Below are 21,444 nucleotides of genomic sequence, written 5' to 3' on the forward strand. Positions count from 1 at the left end.
GAGATCGAAGCCGACCGCCTCAGAGTTCCGCCGGAAAGCCCGGCGCGCGCAGGTCCGTGCCGGTCGCATCCTCGAGCAGCTTGACCACCTGCGACGACCAGGCGTCGCCGCCATAGGTGGAGCGGGCGCGGATGAAGGTCTGCAGAGCATGTGAGGCAAGGTCGAGCGGCACGCCGTAGTCGCGGCCGAAGCCGAGCGCAAAACCGAGATCCTTGACGGCGAGGTCCATGGTGAAATTGATGTTGTAGCTGCCGTTCAGGATTACCTGGCCCTCGGTCTCGTGCACGAAGCTGTTGCCCGAGGAGGCCTTGATGATGTTGAAGGCGTCGGTCAGGTCGATGCCGCCTTTTTTGGCGAGCATCAGCGCCTCGCCGGTGGCGATCAGGTGGATGAAGGCGAGCATGTTGGTGATCACCTTGATCACCGAGGCCTTGCCGAGCGGGCCGGCGCGGAAGATCTTGTTTCCCATCGCTTCGAAGGCCGGCAGGTGCAGCGCGTGCAGGTCGGCATCGCCGCCGGTGATCACAGTGATCTCGCCGGAGGCGGCCAGATGCACGCCGCCCGTCACTGGTGCCTCGAGCATGCGCACGTCGTGATCGGCGGCGATCTTGCCCAGTCTCAGCACCTCCTGCTCGTCGAGCGTGCTCATCTCGATCCAGGTTCCGCCGGGCTTCAGACCTTTGAGGATGCCGCGCTCGCCGGTCAGCACGCGCTCGCTGACGCGCGGCGAGGGCAGGCAGGTGATTACGGCATCGACCGCTTGCGCCACGGCCTGTGGATCATCCGCCCAGCGGGCGCCATTGGCGAGAAGGTCTATCGCGTTGCCTGGGTCGAGATCGTGGACCGTGACGTCAAATCCGGCCCTGACCAGGCTGCCCGCCAGATGCCGGCCGAGATGGCCGAGACCGATGAAACCGTATGTGATGGCCATGTCCTGCTTGTCTCCTGTGGCGTTTGGTAGAGAGAGTGCGACAAAGCGAAGGCGCGTTCAAAGGCAGAATTTGGCAGGCGACGCGATGTGGCGCAGGCAGAACAGGCGGACACGTTTTTTCTGCGTGGGCGACGTGTTGGCGGTGCCCGAAGAGGTCTCCGCGATTATCATGAGACCTGGAGCCGTTCGTCAGGTTTGATGATAGTGGTGAGTGCGCAAGGTCTCAATTGCCCCTGACAGCACCCCATACACGGCCGGATCCTGGCAATGGGCGACATTGAAGCGCATGAAGGCGCCGGCCGATTGCGTTACGCTGAAGACATTGCCGGGCGCAAGGACCACGCCTTTTGCCAGGGCCGACTGCGCCAGTTCGGCCGAATCCACCGCGTCCGGCAGCCGGCACCAGAGGTAGAAACCGCCGCGCGGCATGTGCCATGGCGCAATGCCGAGATACTGCAAACGCTCGGCTGTCTGGCGCCGCGTGCGCACCAGCTTCTGGCGCAGCTCTTCCATATGTTTGCGATAGCTGCCGCCGGCAAGCACCTCGAGGATCAGGGCGGCCGCGACCGGGCTTGGCCCGCCGAAATTGGTGGCAACCTGCAGGTCGACAAGCGCCTCGATCCAGTCCGGTCGGCACGCAATGTAACCGCAGCGCACCGACGACGACAGCGTCTTGGAAAAGCTGCCGATGCGGATGACGCGGTTCAAGCCGTCGAGCGCTGCCAGCCGTGACGATGGTTCGGGCTCGAAATCGGCAAAGATATCGTCTTCGATGATCGTCAGGTCGTGAAGTGCCGCCGCGTTCAGCAGGCGGTGCGCGACCTGCGGCGAAAGCGTCGCCCCGGTCGGGTTGTGCAGGGCGGAATTGGTGATGTAGAGGCACGGTTTTTCGGCGGCAAGCACGGCCTCGAAGGCGGCGACATCAGGCCCGGTGGTGGTATAGGGCACGCCGACGATCCTGACCCGGTGGGCGCGCAGCAGCGCCTGGAAATTGAAGTAACAAGGATCGTCGATCAGCACCGTATCGCCGGGCCGAAGCAGGAACCTGCATAACAGGTCGAGCGCCTGGGTGCCGGAACCGGTCAGCAACACCTGGTCGGGCGAGGCCTGAATGCCGTCTTCGGCAAAACGGGACAGCAGCAGCCGGCGCAGAAGAAGCGGACCGCGCGTATTGCCGTAGTCCGACAGCAGGGCATCATCGGCGCGCGACAGGCTGCGCAGCGCGCGCCGGAGTGCCGTGTTCGGCATCCATGCCGCCGGCAGCCAGCCGCAGCCGGGCTTCAGCACCGCGGCATCGGCATCGAGCGACTGACGGGAAACCCAGAACGGATCGACCGCCCGGTCGAGCGGTGCCGTAGCCTCGGCGAGCTTCAGCGGCGCCATTGCGCTGGTCGAGGCGCTGGTCGAGACATAAAAGCCCGAACCGCGTTGCGCCCGGATCAGGCCTTCCGCCGCCAGGCGGTCATAAGCCTCGACCACGGTGGAGGGGGAAACGCCCATTGTGCCGGCAAAGCTGCGGATGGAGGGCAGGCGGTCGCCGGAACCGAGCACGCGGCCGGCGATCCTTTGCCGGATGGCTGCCATCACCTCGCCCGTGCGCGTCTTGCTGTCCATGCTGAATGTTCCTCGACAAGGATGATCTGTATTGTGAATTGACCAATACAGTTTTGCCAAATTGTATTGAACTGTTTCTGTTATCGCCAGCGCGCTCGACCTAGGACGGGTGCAGAAAGCGAGGACAAATGAAAACATCCATGGACGGCTGGGGCAGTGGTCTGCTCGGCGTGCTGATCTTCAGCGGATCACTGCCGGCGACCCGCATTGCGGTCGGCGGCTTTTCACCGCTGTTCCTGACCTCGGCACGCGCCGTGATCGCAGCCCTTCTGGCCGCGGCCCTGCTGGTCCTCTGGCGCCAGAAGCGGCCCGCGCGCCAGGACCTCGTCTCGCTCGCCATCGTTGCGCTCGGCGTTGTCATCGGCTTTCCGCTGTTGACCGCTTGGGCGCTGCAGACCATCACCGCGGCGCATTCGGTGGTTTTTGTCGGTCTGCTGCCGCTGATGACGGCAATTTTTGCGGTCATGCGCGGCGGCGAACGGCCGAAACCGTTGTTCTGGCTGTTTTCCGGTCTCGGCAGCGCCATTGTTGCTGGTTTCGCCTTGGTCACCGGTGACGCGACGTCAAGCATGGGCGATCTCATGATGATCGCAGCCATTGTGCTCTGCGGACTTGGCTATGCTGAAGGCGCCAAACTGTCGCGCCGGCTTGGTGGCTGGCAGGTGATTTCTTGGGCTTTGCTGCTGTCGCTGCCGGTGATGCTGGCGCTTGCTTTGCTGACCGTGCCCGGCTCCTGGCAGGCGATCACCATGCCGGCATGGCTCGGGCTCGCCTATGTCTCGGTGTTCAGCATGCTGGTCGGTTTTGTCTTCTGGTATCGCGGCCTGGCGCTCGGAGGCATCGCCGCCGTCGGCCAGCTGCAACTGCTGCAGCCGTTTTTCGGCCTGGCCCTTGCCGCCGTGCTGCTGCACGAGCCGGTGAGTTTCGGCATGGTCGCCAGCACGGCTGCAATCGTGCTGTGTGTCGCCGGCGCGAAACGCTTCGCCAGGTAAGGCGGCGGCCAGTCAGACAGACCCGCCACACCCGCTCGCCGGTTTCCACGATTGACGCTTACGTGCACGTCAGATATTCTTGTCCTTCATAGCCCCCTGCCGGAATTTGCGCCTGTGGTGTCGCGCTTCGGCTCGACAATCTGGTTGGGTTTTGTCAAGGAGGTAGGCGCAAAGAACCGCCGCGCGGAGGAATGACGATGAGCACTGAGATGGAACTGCCGGAACGCGAAAGCATGGAATTCGACGTCGTGATCGTGGGCGCTGGCCCGGCCGGTCTGTCGGCAGCGATCCGACTGAAACAGGTCAATCCGGATCTGACCGTCGTCGTGCTGGAAAAGGGTGCCGAAGTCGGTGCACATATTCTCTCGGGCGCCGTGGTCGACCCGATCGGCATCGACAAGCTGCTGCCCGACTGGCGCAATGAGGCCGATCATCCGTTCAAGACCCCGGTCACGGACGACCAGTTCCTGCTGCTCGGCCCGGCTGGTTCCGTCCGCCTGCCGAATTTCGCCATGCCGCCGCTGATGAACAATCACGGCAACTACATCGTCTCGCTTGGCAATGTCTGTCGATGGCTCGCCACCCATGCCGAAGCGCTGGGTGTTGAGATCTATCCGGGCTTTGCCGCAACCGAAGTGCTCTACAATGACGAAGGTGCCGTGATTGGCGTGGCCACCGGCGACATGGGCATCGAGAAGAACGGCGAGCCGGGTCCGGCCTATACCCGCGGCATGGAGCTCATCGGCAAATATGTGCTGATCGGCGAGGGCGTGCGCGGATCGCTGGCCAAGCAGCTGATCGAAAAGTTCGATCTGTCGAAGGACAGAGACGTGCAGAAATACGGGATTGGTCTGAAGGAGCTCTGGCAGGTCAAGCCCGAGCATCACAAGCCGGGTCTCGTGCAGCATTCTTTCGGTTGGCCGCTCGGCATGAAGACCGGCGGCGGCTCCTTCCTCTACCATCTCGAAGACAATATGGTCGCCGTCGGTTTCGTCGTGCACCTGAACTACAAGAACCCCTATCTTTATCCCTTCGAGGAATTCCAGCGTTTCAAGACCCATCCGGCGATCGCCAAGACCTTCGAAGGGGCGAAGCGACTGTCCTATGGCGCCCGTGCCATCACCGAGGGCGGCTACCAGTCGGTGCCGAAGCTGTCCTTCCCGGGCGGCGCGCTGATCGGCTGTTCCGCCGGTCTCGTCAACGTGCCGCGCATCAAGGGCAGCCATAATGCCGTGCTGTCGGGCATGCTGGCGGCCGACAAGATCGCAGACGCCATTGCCAATGGCCGCGCCAATGACGAGCCGATCGAGATCGAGAACGCATGGCGCTCGACCGATATCGGCCGCGACCTCAAGCGCGTGCGCAACGTCAAGCCCTTGTGGTCGAAGCTCGGCACCGTGCTCGGCGTCGCGCTCGGCGGCCTCGACATGTGGATCAACCAGATTTTCGGCACCTCGCCCTTCACCCTGAAACACGGCAAGACCGACGCCCAGTCGCTGGAGCCTGCGGCCAAGCACAAGCCGATCGCCTATCCGAAGCCGGATGGCGTTCTGACCTTCGACCGCCTGTCCTCGGTCTTCCTGTCCAACACCAACCATGAGGAGGACCAGCCGGTCCATCTCAAGGTCAAGGATATGGACCTGCAGAAGCGCTCCGAACTCGGCGTCTATGCCGGTCCGTCGACGCGCTACTGTCCGGCCGGCGTCTATGAATGGGTGGAGAAGGACGGCGAGGACGTCTTCGTCATCAACGCCCAGAACTGCGTGCACTGCAAGACCTGCGACATCAAGGACCCCAACCAGAACATCACCTGGGTGCCGCCCCAGGGCGGCGAGGGGCCGGTTTATCCGAATATGTGATAAGAGAGGGGCGGCCGAGAGGCCGCCTTTCTTCTGAGTCCCGACTTGCTTGGACATGAACATGGACTTTCGGATTCAATCTGCCGGCCCACAACACTTTTCCCAACTGCGCAATATCGAATTGCAGGCATTCCGGACACTTCTAGCCGCAGGCGCTGTGCGAGGTGTGCCCGTCGCCAGTTCGGATGAGGATCTGATGCATTTTTTCGACCAGGGGCTTCTTTTCGCCGCCTTCGACCTCGCGGGGCGGCCTGTCGGCTATGTGGGCGGTTACGAGACGGAGGATGGTGCTGTCCATGTTGCCGAGATGGATGTCGATCCAGATATGCAGCGTCGAGGAATCGGCAGATGCCTCATGCAGACGATGATAGAGCAGGCTCGACTTCGAGGTGTCGCCACGGTGACATTGACCACGGATCGCTTGGCGGATTTCAACGCGCCATTCTACGCAAAGCTAAGGTTCCAGATTATCGAAGAGACAGAGATGCCGGCGAGGCTGACGCAGCTTTTGCGGGAAGAAGTCGCCAAAGGACTCGATCCGGCACGCCGCTGCGCGATGGAAATGGTCCTCTCATGAGACTGAGCCCGCTGCGTCATCGGCACCCAACCAAGGTCAGTTCGGATCATCCGGCCCAAGCTGCCGCCGAGATGGCCGATCAAGGTCGGGCGCGATGCCACCGAGCAAAGCCAGTCTGTGCGCAGCTTCCCTTTGCACAAGGGCAGTCAGCGCCTCCCTGAGTACGGCTGACGTCCGGAAAATTCCCGTATAATCCTTTGCGGCGGCAAGCAAATCGTCGTCAATGGTGACCGTCGTGCGCATGGTCACTTCCTTTGGCAGGCTTTAATTCTAGCATCTTCGCGTGACACCAACAACGCAGGCCCCGCCTTCATTCTGCCACTGATCTTAATCCGCACCTCCGGATTTAACCGGGCATTAACCATAAATTTCCTAGGCTTCTCGGCAGAAGAATCATCTCCGAGGACGTTTGATCCATGACCATTTCCCGCCGCGGTCTGTTGCTTGGCCTGCCACTCTTCATTGCCGGCTGCCAGGCCGTTCCGAACCAGCAGGCCATGTATGGCGACGTGACGACCGAGCCTTTTCCCTTGAAGAAGGTGCCGCTCGACAAGATCAAGCCGGAACTGCGCCGTCAGGAAGTGGCCTACGAGACTGCCTATTCGGCTGGAACGGTGGTGGTCGATACGCCCGGACGCCGGCTCTACTACGTGCTGGGTGACGGTCGCGCCATGCGCTACGGCATCGGTGTCGGCCGCAACGGTTATGCGCTGGCCGGCAATGCCTATATCGGCCGCAAGGCGGAATGGCCGACCTGGACGCCGACGCCGAACATGATCCGCCGGGATCCGGAAAAGAACCTGAAATATGCCGGCGGTCTGCCGGGTGGCCCGAACAATCCGCTTGGCGCCCGCGCCATGTATCTCTATCGCGGCGGCAACGACACGCTGTTCCGCCTGCACGGCACCAACCAGCCCTGGTCAATCGGCGAGGCCATGTCGTCCGGCTGCGTGCGCATGATGAACCACGATGTCATCGACCTCTATGCCCGCACCAGTGTCGGCGACAAGGTCGTCGTGCTGCAGGCTTAAGATCTAGGGGCGCTTGCGCATCTGTGACGGGCTGGTACCGGTCAAGCGCCGGAACATCGCGATAAAGGCGGAAGGGTTGCTGTAGCCCAGCCGTTCCGCCACCTGATGCACGCTTTCTCCCTCGTCCAGCAGCGCAAGGGCTGTCAGCAGCCTGAGGCGCTGGCGCCAGTCGTTGAATGACATGCCAAGCACCTCCTGGCAGCGGCGCGACAGCGTGCGTTCGGTGGTGCCGGCGCTTCGTGCCCATTCGGCAGCCGAGCGCTTGTCGCCCGGCGCTTGCTGCAATTGGCCGAACACGGGCCCCAGCAAGACATCGTCGGTGGTCGGCAGATATTGCACAAAATGGCGCGCTGCCCGCACCTGGTCGACGATCACCATGGCCAGCCGCAGATCTTCCGGCGCGCGGGGATGGCGGATGCCGCGCTGGTCGAAATCGGCGAGAACCGCTTTCAACAGGGCGCTCAGATCCAGTGTGCAGGGTTGCTGCGGCAGATCCGCGCAAAGCTCGGCGGCGATATGGGTCGTCACATAGAGCACGTCCTGCGGGTTGCTGGCGTCATGTTCGAAACCCGGCGGGATCCAGATGGCGTATTGCGGCGGCGACAGGAAGCGCACGCCTTCGATATTGATCTGGGCGATCCCTTGCAGGGCGTAGTTCAGTTCGCCCCACACCTGACGCTTGAGGGGGAAACCGGTGCCGCCTTTGTAGCGGACGGTCCGGAAGGACACCGGCCGGGGTGGCTCGCCGTCAATCCCTTCATGCGCATAAAGCATGGCCGTTCTCCGCAATTTTGTGTCTTAAATTCATTATATAACGAAATCAGGACGTCTGCTAGAGCATGGTGCGATGATCGCCGCCATCAGGATTTGCGGTTCCGAAGATGAAGGCATGCAAGATGACAGCTCACGCGCAGCGGACAGATAGGACAAGCGGTGGCTTCTACCTTGCCCTGATGCCATTGCTGACCATGTTGATATGGTCGGGCAATACGATCGTCACCAAGGCATCGGCGGGCTTGATCGAACCGGCCTCGATCGCGTTCTATCGCTGGCTGATTGCCCTGGTGCTGCTGACGCCTTTTGTCATGCGCGGCCTTTGGGGCAATCGCCGGGTGGCGCTCCGGCTCTGGCCGAAACTGGCCGTTCTCGGCATGCTGGGCATGGTGATCTACCAGAGCCTTGCCTATGAGGCCGCCAAGACCACGACGGCGCTCAACATGGGGCTTCTGGCAGCGCTGATGCCGCTGATCGCCATTTTCCTGGCATCCGCTTTCGCCGGCGAACGGCTGACCCGTTCGCGAATCCTTGGTGGAATTCTGTCGCTGCTGGGTGTTATCTATCTGATTTCACACGGTGACCCGGTTCGGTTGCTGGCGGGCGGCCTTCATATCGGCGACGCGCTGATGATCGTCGCAATTATTGCCAATTCCTTCTATGGCGTCTTGCTCAAGCGCTGGGCGCTGCCATTGCCGATGTGGCAGCAGATCTGGTGTCAGATCGCCGTGGCCACGGCTTTCCTGTTGCCGCTCTGGCTGCTCAGCGACATCAGTCCGCTCACGCAACAGAACCTACCACTGGTCCTGTTTGCCGCGATCCCGACATCGCTTCTGGCTCCGTTCTGCTGGATGATTACCGTGCGTGAATTGGGGGCTGCCCGCAGCGCACTTTATATCAACCTGCTGCCACTGCTGGTGGCGGCGCTGGCATGGTTGCTGCTCGGAGAAACGCTGGCGTTTTTCCATCTGGTCGGCGGCGGCATGGCGCTGGCCGGCGTGGCGATCGGCATGCGCCAGCCGTCGGGCCAGGGTCTCGACGCCGCGGCCAGGGATCCGCTTTCTCAAGGCGCCGCGCTCGACCGGCGACGGGACTGGCGCAGCCGGTGATCGGCAGTCAGGGCAGCTGGCGACTGTCGTGACGCGTGTCGTCAACGATGGGGCTTGTCGCAGCGAGCCGCCACGCATGGGACAGTGGCTCGCCTTGGGCGTCGTCAGTCGGCAAAGCCTTCGAGCACGACCTTGCCCCGCATGCGACCGCTTTCGACCTGCGCATGCGCCTCCTTCAAGGTGGCGGCATTGATTGGGCCGAGAACGGTGTTGAGGGTCGTCCGCAGGGCGCCGCTGTCGACCAGCTGGGCGACATGGTTCAGCAGTTTGTGTTGCTCGATCATGTCCGGTGTCCCGTAGATCGAGCGGGTAAACATCAATTCCCAAATCAGCGACACGGCCTTCGACTTGAAGGCCATGATATCAAACGCCTGATCGAAGTCGTCGATCAGCACCAGACGTCCTTGAGGCGCGATGATCTCGGCCAGATCAAGCCGATGCTGGACGCTGTGCGTGATGGAAAAGATGAAGCCGGGAGCGCCGATGCCCAGTGCTGCATATTCCGCCGCAAGCGGCTTGCTGTGATCGATGACATGGTCGGCCCCGAGCGACTTGGCCCAATCGGCCGTTTCCGGGCGCGACGCCGTCGCAACAACCGTCAAGTCGGTCAGTTGCTTGGCGAGCTGGATCGCGATCGAGCCGACGCCGCCGGCGCCGCCGGTGATCAGCAACACCCGGGCAGCACCCGGCACCGGCTGATCGACCCGCAGCCGGTCGAACAGCGCCTCATAAGCGGTGATTGCGGTCAGCGGCAATGCCGCCGCCTCGGCAAAGCTCAGGCTCTGCGGCTTCATCCCGACAATCCGCTCGTCGACAAGATGATATTCCGCGTTGGTTCCGGGGCGACCGATGGCGCCGGCATAATAGACGGCGTCGCCGGGCTGGAAGAGTGTGACCTCGGGTCCGACGGCGGTCACCACGCCGGCCGCATCATAGCCGAGGATCCGCGGCTGGCCGTCCGGCGGCTGATGACTGCGGCGGACCTTGGTGTCGACCGGGTTGACCGAGATGGCCTTGACGGCAACCAACAGGTCGTGACCATGGGCCTCGGGCGTGGGCAGGTCGAGATCGACCAGGGCTGTGTCGGATGTAATGGGCTGCGGAGCGTAAAAACCGATGGCGCGCATGAAGGTCTCCTGTCAAGTTTGCACAGCGCCGTTTAACGACGTAGGCTTGAACAGCGCAAGAATGCACAAATTGTGTCTATAGGCACAAAATAGGCCCTTACTACCCAAAAGGATACCGTCAATGTCAAAGCCGCGGGCGAAGATGAACACCCACTTCCCGGGTTGCCCAGTGGAGACGACGCTCGGCTTTATCGATGGAAAATGGAAAGGTGTCATCCTTTACCACCTGCTGATCGCCGACAGCAGCCTGCGTTTCAGCGAGTTGCGCCGCAGATTGCCCGCCGTCACCCAAAGAATGCTGACCAAGCAGCTGCGTGAACTCGAGGAGCAGGGATTGGTGACGCGCACGGTCTTTCCTGTCGTTCCGCCGCGGGTCGACTACGGGCTGACCGCGCTTGGTCACAGCATGCGTCCGGTGATCCAGGCGCTTGAGCAGTGGGGAAGCCGCCACATTGTCTGCGAGGACGGCACGCAGCGCGTGGTCCATCCCGATGACGTCCCGCAGGCTGCGTCAGCCGCGTGACGTGCGTTTTTCCAGCGCTACCGAAACCAGGAAGATCATGAGGCCGAGCGCCGACAGCACGGCGCCGACAAAGCCGGTCGCGCCGTAGCCGTAGCCCGCTGCAATCACCATGCCGCCGAGCCAGGCGCCGATCGCATTGGCGATGTTGAAGGCCGAATGGTTGGTGGCGGCTGCCAGCGTCTGGGCATCGGCTGCCACATCCATCAGGCGGGTCTGCACGGCCGGACAGGCGGCAAAGCCGCAGCCGGTGAGGAAAACGCAGATGCACAGCATGACCGGGTTGTGGGCCGTGAGCGAGAAGATCGCCATCAGCACGACATTGAAGGCGAGCACGCCGCCGATCGTCCCGTTGAGTGAATAGTCGGCCATGCGCGAGCCCAGCACATTGCCAACATTCATGCCGATCCCGAACAGCGCCAGCACGACGGCGACCATGGCGGTCGGCAGTCCTGCGGTGTCGGTTGTCGTCTTGGCGATATAGCTGAAGATCGAAAACATGCCGCCAAAGCCGACGGCGGCCACGGCAAGCGAGAGCCAGACCTGCAGGCGCCCGAAGGCGCTCAGTTCGCGGCGGATGCTGGCGCCTTCCGCCACTTCATCCCTGGGCAGGTAGATCGCAATCAGCGCCACCGTAAGCCAGGCGATGGCCGCCACCATGAAGAAGGCCGCCCGCCAGCTCATCATCTGGCCGAGGAAGGTCGCGATCGGCGTGCCGATCAGCGTGGCAATGGTCAATCCGAGCATGACGCGGCCAACGGCGCGAACCCGCCTGTGCGGCGGCGCCATCGAGGCGGCAACAAGCGCCGCGACACCAAAATAGGCGCCATGCGGCAGGCCGGTGATGAAGCGCAATGCGGTGAAGGAGAGGAAACCGGGCGCCATGGCGCTGGCGAAATTGCCGATGGCAAACAGGCCCATCAGCATCAGCAGCAAGGTCTTGCGCGGCAGCTTGGCGGCAAGGGCCGCGATGATGGGTGCGCCGATGACCACGCCGAGCGCATAGGCGCTGATGACATTGCCGGCCTCCGGCACGCTGACCTGGTAGGTGGTGGCGACTTCCGGCAACAGGCCCATGATGACGAATTCGCCGGTGCCTATGCCAAAGCCGCCGGCGGCCAGCGCAATTTCGATCAGCAGGATGGTGGCGGGTGCCAGCTGCGCCGGATCGACCCGGCTGTCGGCGAGGGAACGGTCGGCGGTCGTGCAATCGGTCATCAAAATACCACAGGCGCCGACCGGGAGCGACGGCGCAAAAGGCTTCATCAGAAGCAGGGAAGGGAAGGCGATCCGTGATGGACCGAAGCAGAGGCAGAATTGTTATTTATCATATCAGTGTGCACTGCGGCAAAGGCTTTTGTCCGTGCCCTTGAATTTTACCCGATCGGACGCGATCTGTTGCGATAAGGAAACATTTGCCGAAATGGCGCGTTGTCGAAGGCTGCGGCGCATGATGGCGCTGTGAAAGGACGAAATGAAGATCACGGCTGTACTCAATCGCGACGGTGGTACCTTCAAGACCACGGACATGCAGGCCTATTGCGCCAGTGCCGTCAAGGCGTTTGCGGCCAAGGGGCATGATCTCGATTGTGTCGTGGTCGGAGGTGACGAGGTCGTCTCGGCGCTGGAAACAGCCAGCACATCCGGCGCTGATGCACTGGTGGCAGGCGGCGGCGATGGCACCATTTCGGCCGCTGCCGGCATCGCCTGGAAGACTGGCCTGCCGCTCGGCGTGGTTCCGGCCGGCACGATGAACCTGTTTGCCCGCTCATTGAAACTGCCGCTCGACATCTGGAAAGTGCTCGATACGCTGGCGGATGTGCAGATCCAGTCGGTCGACATCGCAACGGCCAACGGCCGTCCCTATGTGCACCAGTTTTCCGCAGGCCTTCACGCGCGCATGGTGCGCATGCGCAATTCGATGAATTTTGCCTCGAAGCTCGGCAAGATGCGCGCCAGCACCAATGCCGCCTTCGGCGTGATGCTCGACCCGCCGCGTTTCGAGGTCATCTTCGATATCGACGGTGACGGCCGCAGCGACGAACGGCCGGTCTCTGCCATTTCGGTGTCCAACAATCCGCTCGGCAACAATGCGCTGTTTTTTGCCGATGACCTGACCACGGGCAAGCTCGGCGTCTATCTCGCCGATCCGCTCGAGCCGACGGGCGTGTTCTCGCTGGCCTTCGATATCATGCGTGGACGCTTCACCGACAATCAGGCGGTAACCGCCTCGACAGCCAAGGTTCTGCGGCTGCATTTCCCCAAGCATCGCCAGGGGGCAGCCTGCGTTCTAGACGGCGAATTGTTGCGCATGCCGCGTGACGTCGAGATCAAGATCCATGCCGGCGAATTGAAAGTGCTCGTGCCGGCACAGAAGGTTGCAATGCCCGCCTGAGCCGGAAATCCTCCCCCCTGTCGGGGGAGGATATGATCACTACGCAAATGCTGCGGCGATCAGGGCCTTGGTATAATCCTCGGCCGGCCGCTCGAAGATCGCTTCGGTATCGCCCTGTTCGACGATCTTGCCGTTCTTCATCACCACGACATGGTCCGACATCGCCCTGACCACGGACAAGTCATGGCTGATGAAGACATAGGACAGGCCATGTTTGGCCTGCAGGTCGCGCAGCAGTTCGATGACCTGCAACTGCACCGACCGGTCGAGTGCCGAGGTCGGCTCGTCGAGCACGATGACTTTCGGCTTGAGGATGATCGAGCGGGCGATGGCGATGCGCTGGCGCTGTCCGCCGGAGAACTCGTGCGGATAGCGGTTGCGAGCCGCCGGATCGAGGCCAACTTCGAGAAGTGCTGCAATCGCCCGTTTGTCGCGGTCGGCCTTGGTCAGCTGTGGCTCGTGCACATAGAGGCCCTCGGTGATGATCTCGCCGACGGTCTGGCGCGGTGACAGCGAGCCGTAGGGGTCCTGGAACACCAGCTGCATCTGCCGGCGATAGGGCCGCATCTGGCTGCGGTCGAGCAGCGAGATGTCCGTGCTTTCGAAACGGTAGCGACCGTCCGAGGTCAGCAGCCTGAGCAGGGCACGCCCGAGCGTCGACTTGCCCGAACCGGATTCGCCGACAACGCCGATGGTCTGGCCCTGGCGCAGGGTCAGGCTGACATTGTCGACGGCGCGGAAAGTCTTTGTGCCCCTGAACAGGAACCCACCGCCGATGTTGAAGTCGACCACCACATTGCGGCCTTCCAGCATGATCGGCGCATCGTCGGCCGGCGGCGCCTTGACGCCATGCGGCTCGGCTTCCAGCAGCATCTTGGTGTAGTCGGCCGTCGGCCGCTCGAAGATGTCCTCGCGCGAGCCTTGTTCGACGACCTCGCCGCGCCGCATCACAACGACGCGGTCGGCGACATGCTTGACCACGCCGAGGTCATGAGTGATCAGCACGATCGCCATGCCGAAACGCTTCTGCAAGTCGGCAAGCAGGTCGAGGATCTGCGCCTGGATGGTGACGTCGAGTGCAGTGGTCGGCTCGTCGGCAATCAGCACGTCGGGCTCGTTGGCAAGCGCCATGGCGATCATCACGCGCTGGCGCTGGCCGCCGGACAGTTCGTGCGGATAGCTGTCGATGCGCCGGTTCGGATCGGGGATGCCGACCAGGTTGAGCAGTTCCAGCACGCGCTCACGCGCCTGGCGCTTGCCCATGCCGCGGTGGTAGCGCAGCGGTTCGGCGATCTGCTTGCCGATCGTGTAGAGCGGATCAAGCGAAGTCATCGGCTCCTGGAAGATCATGGTGATCTTCGAGCCGCGCACCTCGTTCAACTCCTTCAGCCCGGCATGGGCAAGATCTGTCGCGCCGTAGAACGCCGAGCCTTCGACGCGGCCGTTCGATGCGAGCAATCCCATGATGCCCATCATCGTCTGGCTCTTGCCGGAACCGGATTCGCCGACGATGGCGAGTGTTTCGCCTTTCTTGACGTCGAAGGACACGCCCTTCACCGCCTGCACGTCGCCATCCGGTGTGGTGAAGGTGACCTTCAGGTCCCTGACGGCCAGCACATTGGTCATTTCAGTCCTGTCCATGCTTATCGGTCCTTCGGATCAAGCGCATCGCGCAGGCCGTCACCCACAAAATTCAGGGCAAACAGCGTGATGACGAAGAAGATCGCCGGGAAGATCAACAGCCACGGTGCGCTCTGCATGTTCTTCGTGCCTTCCGAGATCAGCGTGCCCCAGCTGGCCAGCGGCGCCTGGACACCTAGGCCGAGGAAGGACAGGAAGCTTTCGGTCAGGATCACCTGCGGCACCACGACGGTGACGAAGACGATGACCGGGCCGACCGTGTTCGGGATGATGTGGCGGCGAATGATCTGCCAGTCGGTCAGGCCAAGCGCTTGTGCCGCACCGACGAATTCCCGACGCTTCAGGGACAGCGTCTGACCGCGCACGATACGGGCCATTTCCAGCCATTGCACCGCGCCGATGACGGCAAAGATCAGCACGATCGACCGGCCGAAGAAGACCACCAGCACGACGACGAGGAAGACGAAGGGCAGCGAATAGATGATCTCGACGAAGCGCATCATGACGTTGTCGACGCGGCCGCCGATATAGCCCGATGTCGCGCCATAGACCACGCCGATACCGAGCGACACGAGCGAGGCGGCAAGGCCGACGGCGATCGAGATCTGCCCACCGAGCATGACGCGCACCAGAAGGTCGCGGCCATTGCTGTCGGTGCCGAAGAGGAAATACTGCTGATTGACCGAGCCGGTCAGCGTCATCGACAGCTGGTCCGGCGATGTTTCGGCAACCGTGGTGTTCTTGAACTCGTTGACGCGGTCGAAATAGCGCACGGAGCGCGGATCGATCGGCCGGGTCGACGTTACCTTGGCGGTGAACACGCCGCTCTCGATCTCGAAGCTTTCGAGCGTCAGGCGCGCACGCTTGGCAGTGCTTTCGGCAACCTCGGTCAGCGTCTGCGGATCCGGCCGCGGTGTCAGGCTCGGGGGGATCGAGACATAGGACGGGAAGACCTCGTCATAGGTATGCGGCGAGACGAGCGGACCGGCAAAGGAGAAGATGCAGATCAGCAGCAAAGCGAAACAGCCGGCCATGGCCGCCTTGTTGCGCCGGAAGCGCATCATCGCAAGCTGGCCCAGGCTGCGGCCCTCGACGGTGGGGGCAAGAGTTGTGGTTGTATCAGTCATGGCGGACCCTCGGATCGAGCAGGCCATAGGCAATGTCGACCAGCAGGTTGAAGACGATCACGAACACGGCGACGAGAATGACGGTGCCCATGACCAGGGGATAGTCGCGGTTGAGCGCGCCGAGCACGAAATAGCGGCCGACCCCGGGAATGGTGAAGATGCTCTCGACCACGGCAGAACCCGTAAGCAGGGCGGCAGCGCAGGGGGCGAGATACGACACGACCGGCAGCATGGCGCCGCGCAGCGCATGGGTGATGACCACGACCCGCGACGGCAGGCCATAGGCGCGGGCGGTGCGGATATGGTCCGTATGCAGGGCCTCGATCATCGAACCGCGAGTGAGGCGGGCAAAGACCGCGAGCTGCGGCAGAGCGAGTGCGGTCATCGGCAGGATCAGGTTACGGGCCGAACCGTCACCCCAGCCACCGGCCGGCAGCCACGACAGCATCACGGCAAAGATCAGCGTCAAAACAGGGCCGACGACAAAATTGGGAACTGTAACGCCGACGGTGGCAAAGGCCATCAGGCCGAAATCCAGCGCGCTGTTCTGGCGAAGGGCGGCAATGGTGCCGAGCGTCACACCGCCGATCAGGGCGATCAGGATGGCATAGAGACCGAGCTCGACCGAATAGGGCAGGGCCTTGCCGATCAGTTCGGAAACCGTGTTGTCCTTGTAGATGAAGCTTGGACCGAAATCGCCGGTCGCGGCGTTGCCGAGATAGTTGACGTATTGGCGCCACAGCGGCTGGTCGAGCTTGTAGGTGGCCATGATGTTGGCCATCGTTTGCGGCGGAAGCGGGCGTTCGAGATTGAACGGACCACCCGGCGCGAAACGCATCAGGAAGAACGAGATCGTCACGACGACGAACACCGTGGGCACGGCGCTCAGAAGTCGGCGCAGGACAAATGAGATCATGGTGAAAAAGATGACGCGCGACAGCCATCATGCTGCCGCGCGCCATTCCCTATGTTTGTTATTCGGAAACGCTGAGGAACTTCGACAGGTGTTCGTTCACCGGATTGTCGCCCCAGCCCGAAACGCGCGAGGAAACCAGCCACAGATTGGCGTTGTTCATCAGCGGCGCGATCGGCTGATCATTCATGAGAATGGTTTCAGCCTTCTTCATTTCTTCCATGCGCTTGGCCGGATCGCGTTCCTCGTAGGAAGCCTTCATCAGCGCATCGAATTCATCGTTCTTGTACTTGCCGTAGTTGAACGTGACGTTGCTGCCGACGTTCAGCGCCAGGAAGTTTTCCGGGTCGGCATAGTCGGCTGTCCAGCCGGCGCGCGCAACGTTGAACTTGCCGCCTTCCTGCAGGTAGGCATAGTGCGAAGCCACGTCGAGATTGACCAGCGAGACCTTGGCGCCAAAGGTGTTCTTCCACATGTCGGCGACGGCGGTTGCGACGCGTTCGTGGTTGGCGTTGGTGTTGTAGCGGATCTCGATTTCGAGCGGCTTGCCGCCTTCACCGTAGCCGGCGGCCTTCATCAGCTCGACAGCCTTGTCTTCGCGATCGATCTGCGACAGCGCTGCGAAATCCGGCTGCGGACCCTGGCCGTAGCCTTCAAGGCCCGGCGGCACGAGGTTGTAGGCCGGAAGCTGGGCGCCGGCATAGATTTCCTGAGCAAGGAAGTCGCGGTCGACCGCCATCGACAGTGCGCGGCGAACGTTGACGTCGTTATACGGCGGCTCGCGGTTGTCGAAGACATAGTAGTAGGTGGCGAGACCCGGGGTCACATGCACCTGGTCGGTGTAGCTTTCGCGCAGGCGTTTGATCTGGTCGGCCGAGAAGTTGTAGACGAGGTCGAGTTCCTTGGCCTCGAAGCGGCGAACCGAAGCGGCATCGTCGTCGATCGGGTAGAAGATCACCTTGTCGAGCTTGACGTTGGCGGCATCCCAGTACTTTTCGTTCTTCACCACGGTCAGCGTGTCGTTCGGCACGTGAGCCTGCAGGACGAAGGCGCCGTTGGAGACCATGTTGCCCGGCTTGACGAACTGGTCGCCGAACTTCTCGAAATTGGCCTTGCTGAGCGGCAGCGCGGTATAGTGGGCGAGAAGCTGCAGGAAGAACGGCGTCGGACGCTCGAGTGTGATTTCGACGGTCTTGGCGTCAATCGCCTTGATGCCGAGCTGGTCGATCGGCACTTCGCCCTTGTTGGCCTTTTCGGCATTCTTGATCGGGTAGAGAATGTTGGCGTATTCGGCAGCCGTCTTCGGATCCTCAAGGCGACGCATGGCAAAGACGAAGTCTTCAGCCGTTACCGGCGAGCCATCCGACCAGTTTGCATTGTCGCGGATCTTGAAGGTGTAGACGGTTTCGTCGTCCGAAACGGTCCAGCTTTCCGCCGTGCCGGGAACGATCTTGCCATTGGCGTCATAAATCGTCAGGCCTTCGAACAGGTCACGGACCACGAAGCCTTCGATGTCGATGGAGATATGGGCATAGTCGAGTGTCTGCGGTTCGCCGGCATTGCCGCGATGAAGCACGGCTTCGGCAAATGCCGGAGCGGCGCTCATGAGCATGGTACCGAACAGAAGCGAGGTCGCCAGTTTTTGCATTTTTGTCATTTTGTTCTCCCCTTTCAGGCGTGATGGAAGGCCGAAACAGACGAGAAAAAGACAAGAAATACAAGAGGCCAATTTTAGGGCACTGGGCAGAATTGATCGAAGTCAGTGCAAACGCACGATTTCAAACGTAAATTTGATTTTGGCGCAATCAATGAAAAGATTGCGTCGCAATCACGACATCTTTGGTTGCCTGATAAAATTGGTATTGTTGATATCTATCACAGCCGAGCCAGATACGTCTGGTAGTCGAAGCTGGACACCGTGCGCAGATAGGCGATCGCCTCCTTGCGCTTGGTATCGCCATAGAGCTTCTGGTAGCCGGCGCCGAAGACATCGGCGATAAAAGGCGACTGGCGGAAACGGTCGACGGCGGTCAAAAAGTCATGCGTCAGCATGGCCGGGTTTTCCGGCGCGCTGGTCGGTGTCGTGACCGGGCCGGGATCGAGATCTTCGTCGAGGCCGAGCAGCATGCCGCCGAGGATGGCAGCCAGCAGCAGATGCGGATGGGCGTCTGCGCCGGCGACGCGGTGTTCGACACGGGCCGCGGGGCCGTCCTTGTCGGGAATGCGCACGGCGGTGCCGCGGTTGCCGAAGCCCCAGTCGACCTTGTCGGGCGCAAACGAGCCCGGCTGGAACCGGCGATAGGAATTGGCCAGCGGCGCAAAGATCAGCTGCGCATCCTGCATGGTCTTGAGCATGCCGGCGGTCACCGAGCGCAGCTTCACCGGATCGCCGCCCTTGGCGTCGAGGATATTTTTGCCATCCTTGTCGATGATCGAGGCATGCACATGCAGGCCGGAGCCGGCCTGGTCGCCATAAGGCTTGGCCATGCAGGTCGAGCGCAGGCCGAGGCGGCGCGCGGCGAAATCGACGACACGCTTCAGATAGATGCAGTCGTCGGCGGCAGCGAGCGCATTCGGCTTGTGCAGCAGGTTGACTTCGAACTGGCCGGGGCCGAATTCGGCGGTCGTCGCATCGGCCGGCAGGCCCATGTCGTCGCAATAGCGGCGGATGATATCGAGATAGTCTTCCATCGCCGCCGTGGCGCTCATGTCATAAAGCTGGAAGCCGTTCGGCTCGCCGCGATAGGTCAAGGCCTGTGGTGGTCTCGGCTTGCCGGTCTCGCGCCAGTCGTCCTCGATGACATAGAATTCGAGTTCGGTCGCAACCACCGGCGTCAGGCCGCGTTCCGCGTAACGCTTCAGCACATTGGCGAGAATGGCGCGCGGGCAGATGAAATGTGGTTCGCCTTGCAGTGTGTGCATGGTGGCGAGCACCTGCTTCGAGCCCGCTGGTCCCCAGGGCAGGGTGGTGAGCGATCCCTTGTCCGGCACGCAGATGCCGTCCGGGTCGCCGAGCGTCAGCGACAGGCCGGTAATGTCGTCATTGTCGTCGCCCCAGATGTCGAGCGACTGGGTAGAGGCGGGCAGCCGCACCGTGTTTTTCCACACCTTGTCCTCCGCGCCGAGCGGGATCATCTTGCCGCGCAGGTCGCCGTTCATGCCGACAAGCAGCACCTCGATGCGTGCGGAAGGATCGGCTGCATTGAGATCGGCTGCCTCGGTCTGTGCGGTCATGCGGGTGGACTTTCATGGGCTCGATGGGAACGGTTTTGGCCGGAGAAACGCGGCACGCGGTGCCTTGCCAAACACGTTTTGGAAGGTCATGTTCGTAGCCGATAAAGTTCCGCCTTTCAATGCGGAGGCAGGCGCCCGACCGGACCAAGATTGGCCGGGCGGGCGTTCCCGTCGCTTCCGGCAAGGATCAGAAACCATGAACAAGATTGCCTCCGCCGTTTCCAATCTCGGTGCCATTGATGCCGCCCACCACCTGCATCCCTTCTCCAATATGAAGAAGCTGAATGCCGAAGGCACCAAGATCATCAACCGTGCGGATGGAGTGCATATCTGGGATTCGACCGGCAAGAAGTATCTCGACGCCTTTGCCGGCCTGTGGTGCGTCAATGTTGGTTATGGTCGCAAATCGATTGCTGATGCGGCCTATGCGCAGATGCAGGAACTGCCCTATTACAACACCTTCTTCGGCACCACGACGCCGCCGACCACGCTGCTTGCCCAGAAGGTGGCGGAAAAGGCCGGCAAGACGCTGAACCACGTCTTCTTCTCCAATTCCGGATCGGAAGCCTCCGACACCTGGTTCCGCATGGTCCGCGTCTACTGGAAGGCGCTCGGCCACCCGACCAAGACGCAGGTGATCGCCCGCAAGAATGGCTATCACGGCTCGACGGTTGCCGGCGCCTCGCTCGGCGGCATGAAATGGATGCACGAACAGGGCAACCTGCCGATCGAGGGCATTCACCACATCAATCAGCCCTATTGGTATGGCGAGGGCGGCGACCAGACGCCGGAAGACTTCGGCCTAAAGGTGGCGCGCGAACTCGAAGAAAAGATCATCGAACTGGGCGAGCAGAATGTCGCGGCGTTTGTCGCCGAGCCGATCCAGGGCGCTGGTGGCGTCATCGTGCCGCCCTCGACCTATTGGCCGGAGATCAAGCGCATCTGCGCCAAGTACCAGATTCTGCTGGTGGCCGACGAAGTGATCTGCGGCTTTGGCCGTCTCGGCACATGGTTCGGCCATCAATATTACGATTTCGAGCCGGATCTCGCCCCGATCGCCAAGGGCCTGTCGTCGGGCTACCTGCCGATCGGCGGCGTGCTGGTATCGGACCGTGTGGCGCAGGTGATGATGGACGAGGTCGGTGACTTCTATCACGGCTACACCTATTCCGGTCATCCGGTGGCGGCAGCCGCCGCACTCGAGAACATCCGCATCATCGAGGAGGAAGGCCTGGTCGAGCGCGTGCGCGACGATGTCGGCCCCTATCTGGCCGAGGCCCTTGCCTCCTTGGCCGATCACGACCTGGTCGGCGAAGCCGTCAGCGTCGGCCTGATGGGAGCCGTGCAGATTGCCGCCGACAAGGCGACCCGCCGCCGGTTCGTCAAGCCGGACGACACGGGCACCGCCGTGCGCAACCAGTGCGTCAATGCCGGTGTGGTCCTCAGGGCCACCGGCGACCGCATGCTGTTTTCGCCGCCCTTGATCATTTCACGCAGCGAGATCGACCAGGCGGTCGGCGCCTTGCGCAACGGTCTCGACTGGCTGAAGGACAATCGCGGCGAGGGGTGAGGCATCCGTCGGAAAGACGGGCGCCCTTTC

The 21,444-nt window shown here is 62.1% G+C and carries 19 protein-coding genes; 8 read left to right on the forward strand and 11 right to left on the reverse strand.

Going from position 1 to position 21,444, the window contains the following annotated elements; genetic code table 11:
* Window positions 1-19: 19 nt before the first annotated feature.
* Window positions 20-931, reverse strand: coding sequence for an NAD(P)-dependent oxidoreductase (locus LQ231_RS08660; RefSeq protein WP_230171043.1), 912 nt, complete (start codon window positions 929-931; stop codon window positions 20-22).
* Between the two features lie 189 nt (window positions 932-1,120).
* The gene (locus LQ231_RS08665) at window positions 1,121-2,545 is read right to left on the reverse strand and encodes a PLP-dependent aminotransferase family protein (protein WP_230171044.1); all 1,425 of its coding nucleotides are present in this window, start codon (window positions 2,543-2,545) and stop codon (window positions 1,121-1,123) included.
* A 128-nt stretch (window positions 2,546-2,673) separates the two neighbouring features.
* On the opposite strand from LQ231_RS08665, the gene LQ231_RS08670 reads away from it, so the two are divergent.
* The 3 genes from LQ231_RS08670 (at window position 2,674) to LQ231_RS08680 (ending at window position 5,973) form a co-directional block, all read left to right on the forward strand.
* Window positions 2,674-3,537 (forward strand): DMT family transporter, encoded by an 864-nt coding sequence (locus LQ231_RS08670; protein ID WP_230171045.1) that lies wholly within the window; start codon window positions 2,674-2,676, stop codon window positions 3,535-3,537.
* A gap of 197 nt (window positions 3,538-3,734) precedes the next feature.
* Window positions 3,735-5,396, forward strand: coding sequence for an electron transfer flavoprotein-ubiquinone oxidoreductase (locus tag LQ231_RS08675; RefSeq protein ID WP_230171046.1), 1,662 nt, complete (start codon window positions 3,735-3,737; stop codon window positions 5,394-5,396).
* 61 nt (window positions 5,397-5,457) lie between these two features.
* The gene (locus tag LQ231_RS08680; RefSeq protein WP_230171047.1) at window positions 5,458-5,973 is read left to right on the forward strand and encodes a GNAT family N-acetyltransferase; all 516 of its coding nucleotides are present in this window, start codon (window positions 5,458-5,460) and stop codon (window positions 5,971-5,973) included.
* Between the two features lie 36 nt (window positions 5,974-6,009).
* Here the strand turns inward: LQ231_RS08680 and LQ231_RS08685 are convergent, their stop codons facing one another.
* A complete protein-coding gene (locus LQ231_RS08685) occupies window positions 6,010-6,216 on the reverse strand; it encodes a type II toxin-antitoxin system VapB family antitoxin (RefSeq protein WP_230171048.1) in 207 nt (68 codons plus the stop codon).
* 173 nt (window positions 6,217-6,389) lie between these two features.
* On the opposite strand from LQ231_RS08685, the gene LQ231_RS08690 reads away from it, so the two are divergent.
* The gene (locus LQ231_RS08690) at window positions 6,390-7,004 is read left to right on the forward strand and encodes a L,D-transpeptidase (RefSeq protein ID WP_113140799.1); all 615 of its coding nucleotides are present in this window, start codon (window positions 6,390-6,392) and stop codon (window positions 7,002-7,004) included.
* A 3-nt stretch (window positions 7,005-7,007) separates the two neighbouring features.
* On the opposite strand, the gene LQ231_RS08695 is transcribed toward LQ231_RS08690, so the two are convergent.
* Window positions 7,008-7,778 carry a helix-turn-helix transcriptional regulator gene (locus tag LQ231_RS08695; RefSeq protein WP_230171049.1) on the reverse strand — a complete coding sequence of 257 codons (771 nt, stop codon included), beginning with the start codon at window positions 7,776-7,778 and terminating at the stop codon, window positions 7,008-7,010.
* Between the two features lie 122 nt (window positions 7,779-7,900).
* Between LQ231_RS08695 and LQ231_RS08700 the strand changes: the two genes are divergently transcribed.
* On the forward strand, window positions 7,901-8,887 hold the full coding sequence (locus LQ231_RS08700; protein ID WP_230171050.1) for a DMT family transporter: 987 nt from the start codon (window positions 7,901-7,903) through the stop codon (window positions 8,885-8,887).
* 104 nt (window positions 8,888-8,991) lie between these two features.
* Here LQ231_RS08700 and LQ231_RS08705 read toward each other — a convergent pair whose 3' ends face one another.
* A complete protein-coding gene (locus LQ231_RS08705; protein ID WP_230171051.1) occupies window positions 8,992-10,014 on the reverse strand; it encodes a zinc-binding alcohol dehydrogenase family protein in 1,023 nt (340 codons plus the stop codon).
* 121 nt (window positions 10,015-10,135) lie between these two features.
* On the opposite strand from LQ231_RS08705, the gene LQ231_RS08710 reads away from it, so the two are divergent.
* Window positions 10,136-10,537 (forward strand): helix-turn-helix domain-containing protein, encoded by a 402-nt coding sequence (locus LQ231_RS08710; protein ID WP_230171052.1) that lies wholly within the window; start codon window positions 10,136-10,138, stop codon window positions 10,535-10,537.
* Here the strand turns inward: LQ231_RS08710 and LQ231_RS08715 are convergent.
* A complete protein-coding gene (locus LQ231_RS08715) occupies window positions 10,526-11,752 on the reverse strand; it encodes an MFS transporter (protein ID WP_230171053.1) in 1,227 nt (408 codons plus the stop codon). The genes LQ231_RS08710 and LQ231_RS08715 overlap by 12 nt on opposite strands.
* Window positions 11,753-12,008: 256 nt before the next feature.
* Here LQ231_RS08715 and LQ231_RS08720 point away from each other — a divergent pair, with 256 nt between their 5' ends.
* Window positions 12,009-12,929, forward strand: coding sequence for a diacylglycerol kinase family protein (locus LQ231_RS08720; protein WP_230171054.1), 921 nt, complete (start codon window positions 12,009-12,011; stop codon window positions 12,927-12,929).
* A 39-nt stretch (window positions 12,930-12,968) separates the two neighbouring features.
* Here LQ231_RS08720 and LQ231_RS08725 read toward each other — a convergent pair whose 3' ends face one another.
* The 5 genes from LQ231_RS08725 to LQ231_RS08745 form a co-directional block, all read right to left on the reverse strand.
* Window positions 12,969-14,570 (reverse strand): ABC transporter ATP-binding protein, encoded by a 1,602-nt coding sequence (locus LQ231_RS08725; RefSeq protein WP_230171055.1) that lies wholly within the window; start codon window positions 14,568-14,570, stop codon window positions 12,969-12,971.
* A 2-nt stretch (window positions 14,571-14,572) separates the two neighbouring features.
* Window positions 14,573-15,697, reverse strand: a complete 1,125-nt coding sequence (locus LQ231_RS08730) for an ABC transporter permease subunit (protein WP_230171056.1) — start codon at window positions 15,695-15,697, stop codon at window positions 14,573-14,575.
* Window positions 15,690-16,613 (reverse strand): oligopeptide ABC transporter permease OppB, encoded by a 924-nt coding sequence (gene oppB / locus LQ231_RS08735; RefSeq protein WP_230171057.1) that lies wholly within the window; start codon window positions 16,611-16,613, stop codon window positions 15,690-15,692. Before oppB ends, LQ231_RS08730 begins: the two co-directional genes overlap by 8 nt.
* A 58-nt stretch (window positions 16,614-16,671) precedes the next feature.
* Window positions 16,672-18,267 (reverse strand): peptide ABC transporter substrate-binding protein, encoded by a 1,596-nt coding sequence (locus tag LQ231_RS08740; protein WP_230171058.1) that lies wholly within the window; start codon window positions 18,265-18,267, stop codon window positions 16,672-16,674.
* 218 nt (window positions 18,268-18,485) lie between these two features.
* Window positions 18,486-19,844 carry a glutamine synthetase family protein gene (locus tag LQ231_RS08745; protein WP_230171059.1) on the reverse strand — a complete coding sequence of 453 codons (1,359 nt, stop codon included), beginning with the start codon at window positions 19,842-19,844 and terminating at the stop codon, window positions 18,486-18,488.
* Between the two features lie 196 nt (window positions 19,845-20,040).
* Between LQ231_RS08745 and LQ231_RS08750 the strand changes: the two genes are divergently transcribed.
* A complete protein-coding gene (locus LQ231_RS08750) occupies window positions 20,041-21,414 on the forward strand; it encodes an aspartate aminotransferase family protein (RefSeq protein ID WP_230171060.1) in 1,374 nt (457 codons plus the stop codon).
* Window positions 21,415-21,444: the final 30 nt, after the last annotated feature.

It is taken from the genome of Rhizobium sp. CECT 9324, assembly GCF_918741265.1.
Classification (GTDB): Bacteria; Pseudomonadota; Alphaproteobacteria; order Rhizobiales; family Rhizobiaceae; genus Allorhizobium.